The organism is Halopseudomonas phragmitis (genome assembly GCF_002056295.1).
In the GTDB taxonomy this organism is placed as follows: Bacteria; Pseudomonadota; Gammaproteobacteria; order Pseudomonadales; family Pseudomonadaceae; genus Halopseudomonas; species Halopseudomonas phragmitis.
Genome location: NZ_CP020100.1, coordinates 3,452,039 through 3,471,035, shown reverse-complemented (window position 1 = coordinate 3,471,035; position 18,997 = coordinate 3,452,039). Strand labels below are relative to the sequence as shown.

The 18,997-nt window shown below is 60.8% G+C and carries 19 protein-coding genes; 3 read left to right on the top strand and 16 right to left on the bottom strand.

Annotated elements, in window-relative coordinates; translation table 11 throughout:
• Positions 1-142 precede the first annotated feature (142 nt).
• Positions 143-1,933 carry a hybrid sensor histidine kinase/response regulator gene (locus BVH74_RS16030; RefSeq protein WP_080051074.1) on the top strand — a complete coding sequence of 597 codons (1,791 nt, stop codon included), beginning with the start codon at positions 143-145 and terminating at the stop codon, positions 1,931-1,933.
• Here BVH74_RS16030 and BVH74_RS16025 read toward each other — a convergent pair.
• The 14 genes from BVH74_RS16025 to ccoN form a co-directional block, all read right to left on the bottom strand.
• Positions 1,923-2,567, bottom strand: a complete 645-nt coding sequence (locus BVH74_RS16025; RefSeq protein ID WP_080051073.1) for a response regulator — start codon at positions 2,565-2,567, stop codon at positions 1,923-1,925. The genes BVH74_RS16030 and BVH74_RS16025 overlap by 11 nt on opposite strands.
• 105 nt (positions 2,568-2,672) lie before the next feature.
• Complete coding sequence (locus tag BVH74_RS16020; protein WP_155121735.1) at positions 2,673-3,869, bottom strand: MFS transporter; 1,197 nt, start codon at positions 3,867-3,869, stop codon at positions 2,673-2,675.
• Positions 3,847-4,716 (bottom strand): ion transporter, encoded by an 870-nt coding sequence (locus tag BVH74_RS16015; protein ID WP_080051072.1) that lies wholly within the window; start codon positions 4,714-4,716, stop codon positions 3,847-3,849. The genes BVH74_RS16020 and BVH74_RS16015 overlap by 23 nt, the downstream gene beginning before the upstream one ends.
• Positions 4,717-4,774: 58 nt before the next feature.
• Positions 4,775-5,320 (bottom strand): adenine phosphoribosyltransferase, encoded by a 546-nt coding sequence (locus tag BVH74_RS16010; RefSeq protein WP_080051071.1) that lies wholly within the window; start codon positions 5,318-5,320, stop codon positions 4,775-4,777.
• Positions 5,321-5,344: 24 nt separating this feature from the next.
• Positions 5,345-6,076: a fumarate/nitrate reduction transcriptional regulator Fnr gene (fnr, locus tag BVH74_RS16005; protein WP_080051070.1), complete on the bottom strand. Its 732-nt coding sequence runs from the start codon at positions 6,074-6,076 to the stop codon at positions 5,345-5,347.
• 89 nt (positions 6,077-6,165) lie between these two features.
• A complete protein-coding gene (locus tag BVH74_RS16000) occupies positions 6,166-6,897 on the bottom strand; it encodes a sulfite exporter TauE/SafE family protein (RefSeq protein ID WP_080051069.1) in 732 nt (243 codons plus the stop codon).
• On the bottom strand, positions 6,894-7,124 hold the full coding sequence (gene ccoS / locus BVH74_RS15995) for a cbb3-type cytochrome oxidase assembly protein CcoS (protein WP_080051068.1): 231 nt from the start codon (positions 7,122-7,124) through the stop codon (positions 6,894-6,896). The genes BVH74_RS16000 and ccoS overlap by 4 nt, the downstream gene beginning before the upstream one ends.
• A complete protein-coding gene (locus BVH74_RS15990) occupies positions 7,121-9,574 on the bottom strand; it encodes a heavy metal translocating P-type ATPase (RefSeq protein WP_080051067.1) in 2,454 nt (817 codons plus the stop codon). The genes ccoS and BVH74_RS15990 overlap by 4 nt, the downstream gene beginning before the upstream one ends.
• A 4-nt stretch (positions 9,575-9,578) precedes the next feature.
• Complete coding sequence (locus BVH74_RS15985; protein WP_165443813.1) at positions 9,579-10,094, bottom strand: FixH family protein; 516 nt, start codon at positions 10,092-10,094, stop codon at positions 9,579-9,581.
• Between the two features lie 4 nt (positions 10,095-10,098).
• Positions 10,099-11,511 (bottom strand): cytochrome c oxidase accessory protein CcoG, encoded by a 1,413-nt coding sequence (ccoG, locus tag BVH74_RS15980; protein WP_080051065.1) that lies wholly within the window; start codon positions 11,509-11,511, stop codon positions 10,099-10,101.
• 139 nt (positions 11,512-11,650) lie between these two features.
• Complete coding sequence (ccoP, locus tag BVH74_RS15975) at positions 11,651-12,535, bottom strand: cytochrome-c oxidase, cbb3-type subunit III (RefSeq protein ID WP_080051064.1); 885 nt, start codon at positions 12,533-12,535, stop codon at positions 11,651-11,653.
• Entirely contained in the window at positions 12,532-12,723 is a 192-nt protein-coding gene (locus BVH74_RS15970; protein WP_080051063.1) for a cbb3-type cytochrome oxidase subunit 3, read from the bottom strand. Before BVH74_RS15970 ends, ccoP begins: the two co-directional genes overlap by 4 nt.
• A gap of 6 nt (positions 12,724-12,729) precedes the next feature.
• Positions 12,730-13,341: a cytochrome-c oxidase, cbb3-type subunit II gene (gene ccoO, locus BVH74_RS15965; RefSeq protein ID WP_080051062.1), complete on the bottom strand. Its 612-nt coding sequence runs from the start codon at positions 13,339-13,341 to the stop codon at positions 12,730-12,732.
• An 11-nt stretch (positions 13,342-13,352) separates the two neighbouring features.
• On the bottom strand, positions 13,353-14,780 hold the full coding sequence (gene ccoN / locus BVH74_RS15960) for a cytochrome-c oxidase, cbb3-type subunit I (protein WP_080051061.1): 1,428 nt from the start codon (positions 14,778-14,780) through the stop codon (positions 13,353-13,355).
• Between the two features lie 400 nt (positions 14,781-15,180).
• Between ccoN and BVH74_RS15955 the strand changes: the two genes are divergently transcribed.
• Positions 15,181-15,810 carry an alpha/beta family hydrolase gene (locus BVH74_RS15955; RefSeq protein ID WP_080051765.1) on the top strand — a complete coding sequence of 210 codons (630 nt, stop codon included), beginning with the start codon at positions 15,181-15,183 and terminating at the stop codon, positions 15,808-15,810.
• 23 nt (positions 15,811-15,833) lie between these two features.
• Here the strand turns inward: BVH74_RS15955 and BVH74_RS15950 are convergent, their stop codons facing one another.
• A complete protein-coding gene (locus tag BVH74_RS15950) occupies positions 15,834-17,114 on the bottom strand; it encodes a TRAP transporter large permease (RefSeq protein WP_080051764.1) in 1,281 nt (426 codons plus the stop codon).
• Positions 17,114-17,716 carry a TRAP transporter small permease gene (locus BVH74_RS15945; RefSeq protein WP_080051060.1) on the bottom strand — a complete coding sequence of 201 codons (603 nt, stop codon included), beginning with the start codon at positions 17,714-17,716 and terminating at the stop codon, positions 17,114-17,116. The genes BVH74_RS15950 and BVH74_RS15945 overlap by 1 nt, the downstream gene beginning before the upstream one ends.
• A 212-nt stretch (positions 17,717-17,928) precedes the next feature.
• Here BVH74_RS15945 and dctP point away from each other — a divergent pair, with 212 nt between their 5' ends.
• The gene (dctP, locus tag BVH74_RS15940) at positions 17,929-18,990 is read left to right on the top strand and encodes a TRAP transporter substrate-binding protein DctP (protein WP_080051059.1); all 1,062 of its coding nucleotides are present in this window, start codon (positions 17,929-17,931) and stop codon (positions 18,988-18,990) included.
• Positions 18,991-18,997 lie beyond the last annotated feature (7 nt).

Here is an 18,997-nt window from a genome sequence, read left to right as displayed (position 1 = left end):
TGGCTCAGTTAGCGTTCTAGTCTAAAGGATAGCTATAAAAACAGCAGGTAATGCACTGTTTTTAAATTGATTACACCTGAGCCTATGTTGCTATATTACTGCATGCAATAACGATAATAACTAAGACCATGGTATAGAGCGGATGCACACTTCTACTACCTCACAAAGTGCTGAGTTGATTGACGAGCCGGCCTTGCTGGCCCAGCGCCGTGGCTACACCCGGCTGCGTTTCAGTGCCGAGCTGGAATCCGGCTTTCTGCGTTACCTGCATGTGAAGATGTGCAGCCGGGTCTGGCTGGTTGGCGGCTCTTGCATTGCTTTCATGCTGCTGTTCGTTTGGGTCGATCTGCTGTTTCTGCCTGAAATGGTTCACCGCCTTACCGTGCCGGTGCGGCTGGCGGTGTTGCTGCTGGTGATGTTCACCCTGTGGTATTCCAATCGACCAGGCCGGGTCGAGCCGGTGCGAGCCTTTGCGGTGTCGACTTTGGGTTATGTTTGTGCCGGACTGATGGTGGTGATGGTGATCATTGTCGGGCGGCTGGCCGATGGGCCGATCCCGGTGACCCACGACGGCCTGTATCTGATCCTGCTGGCCGGATTCTTTCTGCTCGGCTTGCCGATGCGTCATGCGGTGGCTGGCTCGTGGGTCATCGTGCTGAGTTTTGTCGGTGCTGAGTATGCGATTGGGGCCAGCCGGGCGGCGTTGATTGGCCATCTGCTGTTCTTTGGCTCGTTCACCTTGATCGGTAGCCTGGGTGCCTACCTGTATGAGCACATGCTGCGCGGCGCCTATCTCAACGAGCGCCTGCTGGATGCGGCCCGCACCCGGGCCGAGCGCGAGAGCCAGAGCAAAACCCGGTTCCTGGCGACTGCCAGCCATGACTTGCGTCAGCCACTGCATGCCATGAGCCTGTTTGTCGAGCACATGGACGCGCGGGTGCAGGATGTTGAGGCGCGTCGTACCCTGGGGCGGCTGAACGACTCGATCAGTCTGTTGCAGAACATGCTCAGCTCGCTGCTGGATATTTCCCGGTTGAGCGTCGGGATGGTCAACCCGCAGCTACGCAGCATCAATCTGAATCCGTTTTTGCAGCGCTTGCTCGACAGCGTCGAGGCTACCGCACGCCAGCGCGGGGTCAGGCTGAGCCTGAGCTGTCCCCGCTATGCGGCGGTCAATAGTGACCCTCTGCTGCTTGAGCGGCTGATTCGCAATCATCTGAACAATGCGTTGATGCATGCCCAGGCCAGCGAGGTGCGTATTGAGGTCAGCCGCCGCCCGCACAGCCTGCGTCTGGCGGTGGTGGATGACGGCATAGGTTTGAGCGAAGAAGAGCAGGGGCGGATTTTCGATGAGTTTACCCAGTTGCGTAATCCGGCCCGCTCGCTGGACAAGGGCGTGGGGCTGGGGCTGTCGATCTGTCGGCAATTAATGCACCTGCTGGAGTACCCGTCAGGGGTGCAGTCGGCGCCGGGGCAGGGTGCACGTTTCTGGTTCGATGTGCCACAGGCTGAATGGCATGAGGAGCAGGCGGGTGCCGGGCTGATGCTGCCGGCTTTGCGGCTGTCGGGGCGGGTAGTGGTGGTGGAGAATGATGCGATCAACCGCGAGGCGACCGAGCTGCTGCTGCGCCAGTGGGGCTGTGAGGTGCATGGTTTTGAATGCGCCGAGCAGGCGATGCAGGCACTGCCGGGGCTGGAGGTCGATCTGCTGTTGAGTGATTTCCACCTGGAAGGCTCGCTGGACGGTCTGCAGTTTATCCGCCAGCTCAGGGCTCAGCAGTTGTATGCCGGGCCGGCTTTGCTGGTTACCGCTGACACCAGTGAGACTCTGCTCGAGGCCGTGCGTCTGGCTGATGTCGAGATGATCTACAAGCCGGTGTTGCCGGCGCGTTTGCGCCGGCAACTGCAACGGTTGTTACCGGTCAAAAGCTGACCAGCCCCAGGCGGCGGGCGTTGCTTACGCATTCGGTGCGGTTGTGGCAGTCAAGGCTGCCGAATAGCGCTTTGAGGTGGGTTTTGACGGTGTCTTCGGACAGCGACAGGCGCTGACAGATAGCCTTGTTCGGCAAGCCTTCGGCCAGCAAATCAAGAATCTCCAGTTGGCGTGGGGTTACTCCCAGTTCGCGGGCGTTGCTGAGTCGGTCCAGCGGTTGATTTTCGCTGGCAATCACCACCTGTTCACCAAACAGCAGCCGGGTAACGGCATCGAGCAGCATGCGACCGTCGGCGGTTTTGCTGATGAAGCCGGCGGCACCCAGTTGCAGTGCAGCATTCAGGTCGCTGGGGCTGGTACTGGCGCTGAGAATGGCGATGGGGACGACGCCGTCCAGCTCGCGCAGTTTTTGCAGCAGGGCCAGGCCGCTGCTGTCGGGCAGTTGCAGGTCGAGCAGAATCAGGTCGTAGCTGTGCTGGCTGACCTGGCTTTCCGCCTGACTGGCGGTGCGAGCATGGTCGAGAATGACGTCACGGCATAGTTGACCAAGGGTCAGGCTGAGTCCGTCAAGGTAGATCTGGTGGTCGTCGATCAACAACAACCGGGTGTCTGGCGGCAAGGTGGTGGTCGGCATGCCGTGGCTCCTGCTATTGGGTGGCGCTCTGTCGGCGCTACGTGTTGTTATTGTCAGGCCGGTCGATAATAGGAAACCTGAGGGTTAAGGTCCAGAACCGGGTTCTCACTGTTGGCGATACAGATAGGCAATCAGTATCAGGTTGACCAGTAATACCAGCAGCCCGCCGATGACTACCCAGAGCCAGCCGCCCAGGCGCCAGAAGGGCTCCAGATAAAAAATGCCGATGGCCGCGCCCAGGTAGTAACAGACCGAATACAGAGAGGTGGCGCTGGCTTTGGCCGACTCGGCATGCTGGTTGACCCAGGTGTTGGCCAGTGAATGGGTGAGGAAGAACCCAAAGGAGTTGGCCAGCAGGCCGAGCACGATCAGGCCAAGCTGATCGGCGAGGGTCAGCAGGCTGCCCAGCAACAGAATCAGTACGCCAATGGCCATGCCCTTGGGAATCTGCCGCATGCCAAAGCGCCCTGACAGCATGGCCGAGAAGGTGCCGCCCAGATAGGTCAGAAACAGCAGCCCCAGGGCGGTGGCGCCCAATGCCCAGGGTGGTGCGCTGAGGCGAAAGGTCAGGTAGGTGTAGAGGTTGATGAACACCAGGAAGTTGAGACCTCCGAGCAGAAAGGCTGGCCACAGCGCTGAGTTGCCGAGGTGCCGGCGGAAGTTGCCAAGCACGTTGCTCAGTGACAGTGGTTGCGGGCAGAAGGCGCGGGGCTGTGGTAGCAGCCAGGCGATCAGTAGCACGGCGCCAAGACTGACTCCGCCAACCAGAATGAAGACCGCCTGTAGCCCCAGGTGATCGGCGATCAGGCCTCCGACCAGACGCCCACCGGCCCCGCCCAGAGTATTGCCGCTGATGTACAGACCGACTGCGCCGACCAGTGCGGTGCGGCTCATGCTGTCGCCAAGGTAAGCCACAGCGGTGGCGGGTAGTACGGCCAGGGCCAGGCCCAGAGCTGCGCGCAGCCAGAGCAGGGTGGTGAAGTTGTCCGCCAGGGCCATGCACAGAGTCAGTAGTGCGGTGGCGCTCAGGCCGGCGAGCAGCAGAGCGCGCCGACCAATCGCATCGGACAGCGGTCCGAGAATGAGCAGCGCCAGTCCCAGGGTCAGGCTGGTCAGGGTGAAGGCGTTACCAGCCTGCAATACCGAGACCTGATACTGGCTGGCGATCAGTGGTAGCAGTGGGTGCAGGGCATAGAGGTTGGCGAATACCACCAGTGAGGCGATTACCAGGGCCAGACAGGCACGCCGGTAGGCTGGCGTGCCGTGTTCAATCAGCGCTTCAGCGTTCCCCGAGTTGGTCACGCAGAGATCTCAGTTCGGCGCGCATTTGCCGTACTTCCTCAAGTAGCAGTTCCTGGTTGGCGCCGGACAGGCTGGAGTGGTGCGGTTCGGCCGGCTCAACAGTCTTGCCCTGGCTGGCGGCCTTGCTGGCGGCGACCCGCTCACGCTGGTTCTGGATCGCATCGACGATCACAGCGATGAACAGGTTGAGCATCATGAAGGTGGCGATCAGGATGAACGGTACGAAGTACAACCAGGCCAGCGGATAGGCTTCCATCACCGGACGCACGATACCCATGGACCAGCTCTCCAGAGTCATGACCTGGAACAGGGTATAGAGGCTGGCACCCAGGGTGCCGAACCAGTCCGGGAACTGTTCGCCGAACAGTTGGGTGGCGATCACCGCCGCGACGTAGAACACCAGCCCCATCAGCGCCATGATGCTGCCCATGCCCGGCAGGGCCGACAGCAGCGATTGCACCACGATTTTCATGCTGGGCACGATCGAGATCAGGCGCAACACCCGCAGTACCCGCAGGGCGCGCAGTACTGCCAGCGGGCCGGAAGCTGGAATCAGGGCAATGACGATCACCAGGGTGTCGAACAGACCCCAGGGGTCGCGTAGCAGCCGCCAGCCATGGGCGATGAAGCGCAGACTGATCTCGATGACGAAAATGCCCAGGATCAACTGGTCGAGCCGACTCAGCAGGCCGCCCCAGTGCTGCATGACGCTGGGTGCGGTTTCCAGGCCGAGAATCACCGCATTGACGATGATCAGGGCCATGATCAGAAATTGACTGCGGGGGCTTTCAATCCACTCCGCCAGGCGCTGGCGCCAGGGTTGGGTCGCGTTTAGGGTCGTACTCATGGTATCCGGTCAGGCTAACAGGTTGGCGAGCCCGCCCCGGACGAGGCGGGCAGAAGGTTTACTCGTTTTCTTCGAAGGCGCACAGGGTGAAGGTCGGGATGTCTGCGTCCTGCATGCGCCGCGAGCCACCCAGGTCGGGCAGATCAATGATGGCGGCGGCTTCGTAGACTTCCGCACCGAGTTGTTTGATCAGACGGGCGGCAGCCAGGAAGGTTCCGCCGGTGGCGATCAGATCATCCAGCAGCAGTACCTGTTCGCCACCGTGCAGGGCGTCACGCTGTACCTCAATATGACATTCGCCATACTCGGAGGTATAGCTCTCGCTGAGGGTGTCGGCCGGTAGTTTGCCGGCCTTGCGGAACAGTACCAGCGGCTTGTTCAGCTCATAGGCCAGGACTGCTCCGAGCAGAAAACCGCGCGCATCAATTGCGCCGATATGGGTCACCGGGGACTCGACATAGCGCTGGATCAGGCTGTCGGCAACCATGCGCATGGCCCGTGGTGACTGGTAGAGCGGGGTAATGTCGCGGAACACCACGCCGGGCTTGGGGAAGTCCGGCACCGGGCGGATCAGCGACTTGATGGTGTACTCGTCAAAAATCATGGGGCAATCGATCCTGCAAGGCGGTCAATCGAGCTGGCCACCGGCCAGTGCACAGAGTTGGGTATGGTCCAGAATGTCGATCTGCTTGCCGTCGGCAGCGATCAGACCTTGCTGCTGGAAGCGGGTAAACACCCGGGACACGGTTTCCACTGCGAGCCCCAGGTAGTTACCGATCTCGTTGCGTGACATCGCCAGGCGGAACGACTTGGCCGAGTAGCCACGGGCACGGAAGCGTGCTGACAGGTTGATCAGCAGGGTAGCGATGCGCTCGTCGGCGGTTTTCTTCGACAGCAGCAGCATCATCTGCTGGTCGTCACGAATCTCGCGGCTCATCAGGCGCATGACCTGCTTGCGCAGCAGCGGCATGCTGGCAGTCAGGTCGTCCAGACGGCTGAAGGGGATTTCGCAGATCGAGGTGGTTTCCAGGGCTACGGCTGAAACCGGGTAACGCTCGCTGTCCATGCCGGACAGGCCGATCAGCTCGCTGGCCAGGTGGAAGCCGGTGATCTGCTCCTCACCGCTATCGGACAGGCTGAAGGTCTTGATCGCACCGGAACGCAGGGCGTAGATCGAGCTGAAGGCATCACCCTGACGGAACAGCATCTCACCTTTCTTCAGGGGCCGACCACGTTTGACAATGCTGTCGAGCATGTCCATTTCTTCGCTTTGCAGTGACAGAGGCAGGCACATGGTGGCCAGGCTGCAGTCCTTGCAGTGGGCTTCGGGCAGGGCTCGCAGTTTGAGAGCGTCAGTCATGAGGGGGCGTCCAAAAGGGTAGTGATCCTGATATGTGCAAGCCTACAACAAGCGTCACCGCTCTGCCATGGCTTAATGGGTGTATGCCATCAGTGGCTATGACTGCTGCTGTGGCTGGCGCTGTCATGGCTGCCATGACCCGTCAACCAGCCGTGGTGTGGGCCGGGCAAGGTCCAGAGGCCGAACAGAATCACCAGCAGGGCGGCGCTGATGCGGACCTGGCGTTGGCGTAGCAGGGCCATCATCCGTTCGGCGGCCAGCCCGGTCACCAGCAGGGTTGGCAGCGTGCCCAGACCGAAGGCCAGCATCAGGCTGGCCGATAATCCGGCACTGCCCTGGCTGCTGGCCCAGATCAAGGTGCTGTAGACCAGACCACATGGCAACCAGCCCCACAGCGCGCCAAGTGCCAGGGCCTGACGGGCGCGGGTGACTGGCAGCAGGCGTCGGGCGCGGGGTTCCAAGTGGCGCCAGAGTCGTCGGCCGAGGGCTTCAACCCGGGTCAGCCCAGCCCACCAGTTGGCCAGATACAAGCCCATGGCGATCAGCATCAGGCCAGCCAGCAGGCGCAGCCAGATTCCCAGGCCAAGACTGTGCAGCAGCCAGCCAAAGCTGCCGGCCAGTGCGCCGGCCAGCGCGTAGCTGGAGATGCGGCCAAAATTGTAACCAAGCAATACGCGCCACAGCCGCCAGCCGTGGCGCTGCTCGGCGGGAATCGCCAGGGTCAGGGCGCCCATCAGTCCGCCACACATGCCGATGCAGTGTCCGCCACCGAGCAGGCCCAGGGCCAGTGCGGTCAGCAGTAGCGGTAGCAGCTCAATCATGTCTGCGGTTTCTCGGGGTCGTCCTCGGTATTCGCAGCATCGGGCTCGGCCGGGTTGTGTTCCTGCAGGGCCTTGAGGTGAGCCGGATCTTCGTCGTCGAACAGGATGCTGTGGGCCGGGCCGTCGAGGTCATCGTACTGGCCGCTGTTGACTGCCCAGGAAAATACCCAGATGGCGACGATCACCAATACAACGGCAATGGGGACCAGAACGTAGAGTACGGTCATGCGAGCTTCTCCTGGCCCAGCGGCGCTACTGCCGGGCTGGCCGGGCGGACTTTCAGGCGGGTCAGGCGCAGGGCATTGAGTACTACCAGCAGCGAGCTGGCGGACATCCCCAGAGCAGCCAGGGCCGGGGTGACCCAGCCCAGGGCTGCCAGGGGCAGGATGCCGGCATTGTAGGCACTGGCCCAGAACAGGTTCTGGATCATGATACGCCGGGTCCGGTGGGCGCCGTCCAGTGCCTGCAGCAAGACATTCAGGTGGCTGCTGAGCAAGACCGCATCGGCATTGGTTTTGGCCAGGTCAGAGGCTTCGCCCATGGCTACCGAAATGTTGGCGCTGGCCAGCACCGGTACGTCGTTGACACCATCACCGAGCATCAGCACATTGGCGCCCTGGTTCTGGCGTTGCTGGACCCAGGCCAGCTTGTCGTCCGGGCTGGCGTTGCCGATGGCCTGTTCGATACCGAGAGTCCGGGCCATACGCTGGACTACCTGATCGTGATCGCCGGACAGCAGCACGACGTCCAGCCCGCGTGCCTTGAGCCCGCTGATCAGCTCTGGGGCGTCGTTGCGCAGGCGGTCGTTGAGTACGAACCAGGCCAGCGGCCCTTGCTGGTCGCCCAATAGCAGCCACTGACCGGGTTGGTCGGGGAGTGCCGGAGCAGGCAAACCGCTCAGAGCGGCAACGAATTCGGGCTTGCCGATTCGCAGGGTCAGGCCATCGCAGATGCCTTCAAGCCCTTGTCCGGGATGATTCTCTACGGTTTCAGCCGGTTCCAGGCTGCGACCAAAGGCGCGGGCAATCGGGTGCTCGGAGCGGGTTTCAAGACGGCGGGCCAGTTCCAGTGCACGATCGCCATCGTGGCCGGGGAAGGGCTGGACCCGTTCCAGGGTCATGCGTCCTTCGGTCAGCGTACCGGTCTTGTCCAGCACCACTGTGTCGATTTTGGTCAGCCCTTCGAGTACGTGGCCGCGAGTCACCAGCAGGCCCAGTTTGTGCAGGCTGCCGGTGGCAGTGGTCAGGGCGGTAGGCGTGGCCAGTGACAGGGCGCAGGGGCAGGTGGCAACCAGCATGGCCAGCACGATCCAGAAGGCCGTGTCGGCATTGGCCACCCACCACCAGATGCCGCCAATGATCACGGAGGCGCTGAGTACGATCAGCAGGAAGTATTGCGCGACCTGATCGGCCAGTTGGCCCAGTCGTGGCTTGTCTGCCTGGGCTCGTTCGAGCAGGCGGACAATGGCAGACAGCCGGGTCTGTTCACCGACCGCGCCGACCCGGATACGCAGGGGACCTTCAACATTCAGGGTGCCGGCTGTGACTGCATCGCCGCTACGCTTGGCCAGCGGCAGGTATTCGCCAGACAGGGCGGACTCGTTGATACTGCTGACGCCCTGCTCAATCACGCCGTCAGCCGGAATGCTTTCACCGGGCTTGACCTCCAGCAGGTCGCCGGGGCGGATTTCGTCGAGCATGATCCGCTGCGACTGGCCGTCGGTGTCGATGCGGATGGCGCTGGGCGGCAGCAGGTTGACCAGTTTCGCGGTGCTTTCGACGGTGCGCTGCCGGGCCCGGCGTTCCAGATAGCGACCAGCCAGCAGGAAGAAGGCGAACATGGTCACCGAGTCGAAATACACCTCTCCGGTGTGGGTCACGGTGGCCCAGATGCCGGCCAGATAGGCGCCGCCAATGGCCAGCGATACCGACACATCCATGCTCAGTCGACGGTTGTGCAGGTCACGCCAGGCACCCTGGAAGAAGGGCGCGCAACTGTAAAACACCACCGGGGTGGTCATGATCAGGCTGATCCAGCGTAGCAGAATGGTCATTTCCGCCGATAGGTCCTGATTGAACTCCGGGGACAGCGCCATGGTCGCCATCATCACCTGCATGAACATCAACCCGGCCAGGCCCAGGCGTCTCAGGTAACGGCGATTTTCCTGCTTGATCTGTTCACTGGCCTTGTCGGCTTCGTAGGGATGAGCGACGTAGCCGATGCGCTTGAGTTCGGCCAGCAGGCTCGACAGACGGGTCTGCTCGGGAAGCCAGCTCAGACTCAGGCGATGATTGCCGAGGTTGAGGCTGACGTCGGTAACGCCGTCGAGCTGGCCCAGACGCTTTTCGATCAGCCAGCCACAGGCGGCGCAACTGATGCCTTCGACCAGTAGCTGGATCTGCTGCTGATCGCCGTGGGTTTCAACATAGCGCTGCTGAATGTCGGCGCGGTCGAGCATTTCCAGCTCGTCCTGCAGTACCCGGGGCAGGGCTTCGGGGTTGCTGGCATTGTCGGTGCGGTGGCGATAATAGGATTCCAGCCCGCCGGCGATGATCGCCTCGGCGACCGCCTGGCAACCCGGGCAGCACATGGTGCGTGGTTGGCCGAGAATGTCACAGGTCCAGGGTGCGCCGGCCGGAACCGGCTCACCACAGTGATAACAGGCGGTGGGCTGCATGAACTTAACGGGCGCTCAGACGGTACGGCTGGCCCATGCTGATGGTCAGTTCATCGGTCAGGCGCCAGCCGTCTTCACCGGGCAGGGCAGGGTCGCTGAGGTCGATGTAGAGGCGGCCCTGCATGGGCTCTTCAAGCTGGCCGACATACTGTTCGGCGCTGACATGCTTGAGCAGTACGCTGCGATCACGGTCGGCGTGGGTTGGGGAAATCAGGTCCAGTTGCAGGTTGGCCGGCAAGTTCTCCAGCTTGCCCTGCAGTTCCAGGCTGATCTCACCGGTCAGCTCGTCGATCTGGAAGTCGGCGACCAGATTCAGGTCACGGGCCATCTGGTCACGTCCCAGGTGCATGTTGATGGCACGGCCTTCCTTGTAATAGTTGTCGCGCACCATGCTGTCCTGGTTCAGGGTGGCGATGGTCAGCAGGCCCAGCCCGATGAAGACGGCAAAGATCAGGATGCTGATCAGAAACCAGGGCCAGAATTGCTTGTACCACGGGGGGATGATCTCTTGCTCGGTCATGAAATTACCTGACAGTTGGGCCAAGGAAACGACTCTCGGAAGTGGCCGAGATACTGTCGTCATCCAGGGCGGTCACACGGAAAACGATGGGCATGTTGGTGCCCTGCATGAAGCCGGGGTCGAGCTGAACGTTGACCGGCAGCTGCAGCAGGCTGCTGGGTTCAACGCTCAGGCGGTTGGCCGGTACTTCCAGAATCAGTTCGGGGTGCCCTTCAACGCTCAGGCTGTAGGTGCGTTCCTGCTGGCTCTTGTTGAAAATTTTGACAATATACACGTTCTCGATATTGCCGCCGCGGACTTCTCGATACAGAACATTTCGGTCGCGCTCCACATCCAGCGAGACCTGGGCCAGGCTGCCGACGGTAACGATGAATAGACCAATCATGATCGCCAGAGCCGCGCCGTAGCCGAGCAGGCGTGGACGCAGGATCTTGGTCTCTTCGCCGGCCAGATTGTGCTCGGTGGTATAGCGGATCAGCCCGCGTGGGTAGTTCATCTTGTCCATGATTTCGTCGCAGGCATCAACGCAGGCGGCGCAGCCGATGCACTCGTACTGCAGGCCATCACGAATATCAATACCGACCGGGCAGACCTGGACGCAGACGTTGCAGTCGATGCAGTCACCCAGGCCGGCGGCCTTGTAGTCGGCGTCTTTGCGCCGCGAGCCACGCGGGTCGCCTCGGGCGGCGTCATAGGAGACGATCAGGGTGTCCTTGTCAAACATCACGCTCTGGAAGCGGGCGTAGGGGCACATATAGATGCACACCTGTTCGCGCAGCCAGCCGGCGTTGATATAGGTGGCGGCGGTGAAGAAAAATACCCAGAACAAGGCCCAGCCACCGATCTGCCATGTCAGGGTGTCGACAACCAGCCCGCGAATTGGGGTGAAGTAGCCGACAAAGGTCAGCGCGGTGATCAGTGAGACGCCCAACCAGATGCCGTGCTTGGCGCTCTTGCGTAGCACTTTGTTGGCGCTGAGTGGGGCCTTGTCGAGCTTGATACGGGCGTTGCGCTCACCTTCGGTTACCCGTTCGGCCCACATGAAAATCCAGGTCCAGACGGTTTGCGGGCAGGTGTAGCCGCACCAGACCCGGCCGGCGAACACGGTGATGAAGAACAGGCCGAAGGCGCAGATGATCAGCAGGAACGACAGCAGGAAGAAGTCCTGCGGCTGGAAGGTGGCGCTGAAAATGTGGAACTGCCGGGCTGGCAGATCCCAGAGCACGGCCTGGCGGCCGTCCCATTGAATCCAGGCGGTACCGAAGTACAGCAGAAACAGAAACCCCACCCCGATCAGCCGGATGTTCTTGAACAGCCCCTGGTACGACCGGACCTGGATCTTCTCGCGCTTGGCGTACAGATCGTAGGTTTCAACCTTGCCGGTGGTAACGTCTTTGACGGGAATCTTTTCAGTCATAGCAGCAGGACCATGAAGTGCGGGGGAGGGGATGGCCCGACCGGTTGATTGGCCGGTCGGGCCGGGTACGAATCAGCATACTGAGGATAGTATGGCTGGGTACTTCGTACCATGCGACCAGAGGTCGCGCAGTTGTTTACTAGTCCTCGAGGGACAGGCTGTAAACGTAGGCGGTCAGCATGTGGATCTTGTCTTCACCCAGGTGGGCCTGAGCCGGCATGTTGCCGTTACGGCCGTAGCGGATGGTGTGCTGAACCTGCAGCATGCTGGAACCATACAGCCAGGTGTCGTTGGTCAGGTCGGGCGCACCAAGCATCGGGTTGCCTTTACCTTCGGGACCATGGCAGGCCACACAGGTGCTCTGGAAGACTTGCTTGCCAGCGTCAAGATTGACGTTTTCGGTTTCCAGCCCGGACAGGTGACGGACGTAGCCGGCCACGTTGCGCACGCCATCTTCGCCGATCACTGCCAGCCAGGCTGGCATCGCGGCCTGACGGCCCTGGGCGATGGTGGTGTGAATCTGCTCCGGCGAGCCGCCCCAGATCCAGTCATTGTCGGTCAGGTTCGGGAAGCCGAAGGCGCCGCGCGCATCGGAACCGTGACAGACCGAGCAGTTGACCGCGAACAGACGCTGACCAATGCGGACAGCCTCAGGGTCGCGAGCAACTTCTTCGACCGACAGGTTGGCGTAACGGGCGAAGATCGGGGCGAACTGTGCTTCAGCACGCTCTACTTCACGCTCGTACTGGTTGACCTGGGTCCAGCCCAGTACGCCTGGCCACTTGCCCAGGCCCGGGAACAGCACCAGGTAGATGGCGCTGAATATGAAGGTGGCCATGAACAGGATGAACCACCAGCGGGGCAGGGGGTTGTCATACTCTTCAATACCGTCGAAAGCGTGACCCAGGGTTTCCTCAGTCTGTTCCGAGCGCTGGCCCTTGCGGGTGGCGAACAGCAACCAGAGGATCAGACCAAGGGTGGTCAGGGTCAGGACAATAATGTACCCGCTCCAGAAATTGCTCATTCTTTGTTACTCCTAGCGTCTTGCTGCTCACGGGGCGCCTTGTTGTCATCGGGCTCGTCGGCAAACGGCAGGTTGGCCGCTTCCTCGAAGTCTTTTTTCTTGTATGAGCTGTAGGCCCATACGGTGATTCCGATGAATGCCACCAAGACCAGCAAGGTGGCGATGCCGCGGAGAGTGTTGATATCCATGGCGGTTTACCGGCGTTCCGAGATGACAGTGCCGAGGTGCTGCAGGTAGGCGATCAGGGCATCCATTTCGGATACACCTTTGACCGCTTCCTGGGCACCGGCGATGTCTTCGTCGGTGTAAGGCACGCCGAGGCGACGCAGAGCCTGCATCTTGCGTGCAGTGTACTTGCCGTCGAGCACGTTTTCCTGCAACCACGGGTAGGACGGCATCTTCGATTCCGGCACTACGTCACGCGGGTTGATCAGGTGGGCACGATGCCAGTCGTCGGAGTAGCGCTGACCCACGCGAGCCAGGTCCGGACCGGTACGCTTGGAGCCCCACAGGAACGGGTGCTCCCAAACGCTCTCGCCGGCCACGGAGTAGTGGCCATAGCGCTCGGTTTCAGCCCGGAACGGGCGAATCATCTGGGAGTGGCAGCCAACGCAGCCTTCACGGATGTAAATGTCGCGGCCTTCCAGCTCAACCGCGGTGTAGGGGCGCAGGCCCTCGACCGGTACGGTGGTTTCCTTCTGGAAGAACAGCGGGACGATCTGAGTCAGGCCGCCGAAGCTGATCGCAACCACGATCAGCACGACCAGCAGGCCCAGATTCTTTTCTACGAGTTCATGTTGTCTCATCAATCAACTCCTCAAGCCATCTGGGCAGCGGCACGAATTTCGGCCGGCTGGGCGGCACGGATGGTGCGCCATACGTTGTAGGCCATCAGCAGCATGCCGATTACGAAGAAGGCGCCACCGATCATGCGGACCACAAAGCCCGGGTGGCTGGCTTCCAGCGCTTCGACGAAGGAGTAGGTCAGGGTGCCGTCGACGTTGACTGCACGCCACATCAGGCCCTGGGTGATACCGTTGACCCACATGGAGACGATGTACAACACGGTGCCGATGGTAGCCAGCCAGAAGTGAGCGTTGATCAGCGCAGTGCTGTACATCTGCTCACGACCGAATACCTTCGGAATCAGGTGGTAGAGCGACCCGATGGAGATCATGGCTACCCAGCCCAGAGCGCCGGCGTGTACGTGGCCGATGGTCCAGTCAGTGTAGTGCGACAGGGCGTTGACGGTCTTGATCGCCATCATCGGACCTTCGAAGGTCGACATGCCGTAGAACGCCAGGGAAACCACTAGGAAGCGCAGGATCGGGTCGGTGCGCAGCTTATGCCAGGCGCCGGACAGGGTCATCATACCGTTGATCATGCCACCCCAGCTCGGAGCCAGCAGGATCAGGGACATGATCATGCCCAGTGACTGAGCCCAGTCAGGCAAAGCGGTGTAGTGCAGGTGGTGCGGACCGGCCCAGATATAGATGGAGATCAGCGCCCAGAAGTGCACGATCGACAGACGGTAGGAGTAGATCGGACGTTCGGCCTGCTTGGGAACGAAGTAGTACATCATGCCCAGGAAGCCGGCAGTCAGGAAGAAACCTACCGCGTTGTGGCCATACCACCACTGGATCATCGCATCAGCGGCGCCCGAGTAGATGGAATAGGACTTGGTCAGGGTGACCGGGATCGCCAGGTTGTTGACGATATGCAGCACCGCTACCGTGATGATGAAGGCACCGAAGAACCAGTTACCGACATAGATGTGCTTCATCTTGCGCTTCATGATGGTGCCGAAGAACACCAGCGCATAGCTCACCCAGACTACGGCGATCAGAATGCCGATCGGCCACTCCAGCTCGGCGTACTCTTTAGTGGTGGTGTAGCCCAGCGGCAGGGTGATGACAGCCAGCACGATCACGGCTTGCCAGCCCCAGAAGGTGAAGGCGGCCAGACCGTCGGAAATCAGACGGGCCTGCGAGGTGCGTTGCACCACATAGTAGGAGGTGGCGAACAGCGCGCTACCGCCGAATGCGAAGATCACTGCATTGGTATGCAGTGGACGCAGACGGCCGAAGCTGGTCCAGGGAAGGTCAAAGTTAAGGGCGGGCCAGACCAGCTGAGCGGCAAGAAAGACGCCCAGGGCCATGCCCACGATACCCCAGACCACCGTCATGACGGCGAACTGGCGTACCACCTTGTAGTTATAAGCTGTCGGAGTGGTAGCTGTGCTCATGCGAGATTCCACGGATAGCAATGGGTTTTTAGGGTTCAAAGCGGTCGCAAGTATGAGGAAACACCGCACTGTTTGCAATGACACAAGTCAAGGTAACAACGTGTTACGGGCGCTCTGCGGCGCGTCCTGCACTACTTGTGGTTCTGTCCTGCCTAAGCTTCCAAAGGATTGTTTGGTGGCCGGCTTCGGCATGTCGCAAGAGGTATTGCCAGCCCCCAAACATGCGGGTTCTGGCGCTAGCGCACCTGTGATTGTTGGGATCGGCTGGTGTGCAATTTCAAAAGCTTAGTATGCTGTTGGGCTTATGTGAAGAAATTACCCCCTTGGTCAGTGTGGCATCTTGTCGCACAGAACTTTGGGCGGTAGCGTTTCATCCTCAAGTTGAATGCGAATGGCCCCAATGACTGACAACCTGCTGCTGGCAGAGCCCGGCAATCCCCCGCTAGCGACCCTCTTGCTTGCCCACGGTGCTGGTGCGCCCATGGACAGCCCGTTCATGGAGCAGTTGAGCGCCGCTCTGTGTGAACGGGGTATCCGGGTAGTGCGCTTCGAGTTTCCTTATATGGCTGCACGGCGTGAGGACGGACGCAAGCGCCCACCCAATCCCTTACCAGCCCTGCAGCAGTGCCTGCGTGAGCAGGCCGCAAGCATGAGCGGCCCCTGGCTGGTGGGCGGCAAATCAATGGGTGGGCGGGTTGCCAGCCTGCTGGTCGATGAGTTGGGGGTGCTGGGACTGGTCTGCTACGGTTATCCGTTTCACCCGCCCGGTAAGCCGGAGAAGACCCGTACTGCTCATCTTGAGGCGCTGGCCACGCCGGCACTGGTGGTTCAGGGCACCCGCGATCCGTTCGGTCGGCCGGAAGAGGTCAGTGGCTATCGGTTGGCCGACAGCCTGCAGGTGCATTGGCTGGAAAGCGGCGATCATGATTTCAAGCCACTCAAGGCCAGCGGTCGCACCCAGGCACTATTAATAGAAGAAGCAGCCGAAGCGACCCTGGCTTTTGTGCAGGGTGTGATCTCCAAGAGCTAACGCCCTTCGCGCCTGCGAAGGCCTCAGGCGGCCAGTGACGGCAGCCACAGGGAAATCTGCGGGAACAGGATCAGCAGTACCGTTGCCAGCAGCAGGATGAAGATGAACGGCGGCGTGCCACGGATCACATCCAGGTACGGCCTGCGAAATACCGCCATGGCGGTGAATATATCGCAACCGAAGGGCGGGGTAGCTGAACCGATGGCAGCCTGCAGGGTCACGATCACGCCGACGTGAACCGGGTCCAGCCCGGCGGCATCCACGGCCGGCTTGAACAGCGGGGTCAGGATCAGGATTACGACGATCGGATCGACAAACATGCAGCCAATGAAAAAGGCCACCGCGATCATGGCCAGCACCAGTGTCGGGCTGTCGCCGATCACCTCGATCACCGGACCGATAATCGCCTGGGGGATGCCGGCAAAGGAAATGCTGTAGGTAAAGGCATTGCCGGCGGCCACCAGTATGAACACCACCGAGGTAATCAGCCCGGTGGACAATGCCACATCCCACAGCTCGCGGAGTTTGACTGCGCGCAGAATAACCACTTCCAGCAGCAGGGCGTAGAGCACGGCGATAGCTGCCGCCTCGGTTGGGCTGAAGTAGCCGGCATAAATACCGCCGACCACCACCAGCGGGAAGCCCAGGGGCAGCAGGGCCTTGCGCAGAGCTTTGAGACGCAAGCCCCAGCCGACTCTTGGCTCAGGCTTAATGCCCATGCGCCGTGATGCTACCCAGGCGTAGAACGAGAACAGCAGAAGAATCAGCAGCCCAGGCAGGATGCCAGCGATGAACAGGTCGCCAATCGAGGCGCCGGCGACCACACCGTAGATGATCATGCCGATGCTGGGTGGAATCAGTAGGGCAATGTCGCTGGCATTGATGATCAGGGCCAGTGAGAAACTGTCCGAGTAACCCTTTTCCAGAAGTTTGGGGCGCATTGGTCCGCCCATGGCCACTACCGTAGCCTGGGTTGAGCCGGAGACCGCGCCAAACAGGGTGCAGCTGGCGGCTGTGGTGATCGGTAGCCCGCCGCGCAGGTGGCCGACGAAGCTCTGGACCAGATCGAGCAGGCGGTTGGCGGTGTGGCCTCGAGTCATCAGGTCGGCGGCAAAGATGAACAGCGGTACCGCGGCCAGAGCCCAGGACTGTACGCCGCTGATCATCTGGCCCATCAGCAGGCCAACATTGTCCAGGCCAATCACCAGAAACAGCAGCATCAAGCTGGCGACCAGCAACGGCACCATCATCGGAAAGCCGAGCAGTAGTAGAACAAACATAGTGACGAAGGTCAGGGTCAGCATCATTCGACCCTCGACACGTTGGCTCCCGGTGCCTGCTCATAGCGTTCAGGTTCTGAGAACGAGCGCCAGATGCCCGGTGACAGCAGGTTGCGGGCCACGGTCAGCCAGTATTGCAGGCCCGCCAGGGCAAAGCCGATGGGGGCAGCCAGATAGGGAATCCACAACGGTATCTGCCGGGCCGAAGAGGTGCGGCCACGGCTCTGGATCGCGCTGACGTAATCCCAGGCGTGCCAGGCCAGATAGAACATCAGTGCGCCGGTGAGCAGGCTGATGGCTACCAGCATCGACTTGCGCAGCTTGCCCTTGAGCTGGTCATAGAATGCCGACATGCAGATATGCCTGGCCCGGCGCACTGCATAGCCGATGCCGGCGAAGGTCATGATTACCAGCGCCATCTGGGTCAGTTCGACCTGGCCGGCGACGCCGCTGCCAAATAGTTGCCGGCCCAGTACGTGGGTGATCAGCAGGCCGGCAAGAAACAGCACGCTACCGGCCAGAATGGTTTTTTCGATGTGTTCGGTGATCAGGTCCAGGGTGCCCAGAATCTTTCCGAGCAGTCGCTTGATCGAGTGGCTGGCCGATGGGTCGGCAGTCCTCGGCATTGGCTGGTCCTCTGCTGTTCCTGGCGCAGGGCAAGGCTGGCTGCGCGTTTATGAGTCTTTTCAGGACGCTTTGGTCATGATGCGGAATGGAGCTCTCCCTAAGCCCCTTTTTTGAACATAACCCATATTCGTCGTTTGTGCACGGCATGGACATGTCGGGGTCATGTGTTAAGGTTTAAAAGCAAACCAGAACAATCGAAAAGGAGCGTTCCATGAATTGGCGTAATGGCTGTATAGGGGTGGCGGCACTGTTTCTGGCGGCTTGTGGTTCGGACGACCAGCAGCAGGCGGCAAGCACTCCGTCGGCGGAGCCTGAAGTCCAGGTGGAAACCTGGGGTTTTGCGTTGGAAGAAATTGAAGGCAGCGTGCAGTATGAGTACGCTGCCAAGTTTGCTGAACTGGTGACCGAGAAAACCGCAGGAGCGGTTGATGTGCGTCTGTTCCCCTACGGGCAGCTCGGTGGTTTGACTGATATCTATGATCAGGTCCAGGCCGGTGCAGTGCAGTTGGCCTTTGGCTCGGGGTTCCTGGGCGGCACTGTGCCCGAGTCGCAGTTGTTCAGCCTCAACTTCGTGCTGGGCGATGATGAGTGGCAGAACACCCAGATACTCAATGACCCGGCTTTTCGCAAGCATCCCGACTTGCTCGAGTCTTTCCGTGAGCGTGACCTGCAACCATTGGCGATAGTGCCCGAAGGCTGGCAGGTATGGAGCGCCAACAAGGCAATCCGCAGCCCTGATGATTTCAGCGGGGTGGCGATCCGGACCATGGACAACCGCCTGTTGCGCGAGACCTATCGGGCCTATGGCGCCGATCCGACTACCATGGAGTACGGCGAACTGTTCAGCGGTATGCAGCTTGGCCAGATTGACGGCAATATCCAGCCGGTCTTCGCGCATCAGGAGATGGATTTCTATCAGGTCCAGGATTACCTGATCTTTGCCAATCAGGCGCAATTCATTGCCACCTTCATGGCCAATCGCGACTGGTACGATGGGCTGAGCGATGAGCACAAGCAGGTTATTGAAGAAGCCGTGGTCGAGCTGGTGCCCTATATCCATGAAGTACAGACCCGGCTCAATAGCGAACGGCTGGACATCATCACCAGCAACAGCGATATCGAGCTGGTGTACCTGACGCCTGAAGAGCGCGAGGTATTCCGTGAACTCAGCATCCCGGTGCGCGAGACCTTTGCCGAGATGGTCGGTGAGCGCGGTACGCGGCTGATGACGGTGCTGGTGGATATGACCGATGAGGCCTATTCGGCTGAGTAAAGGAACC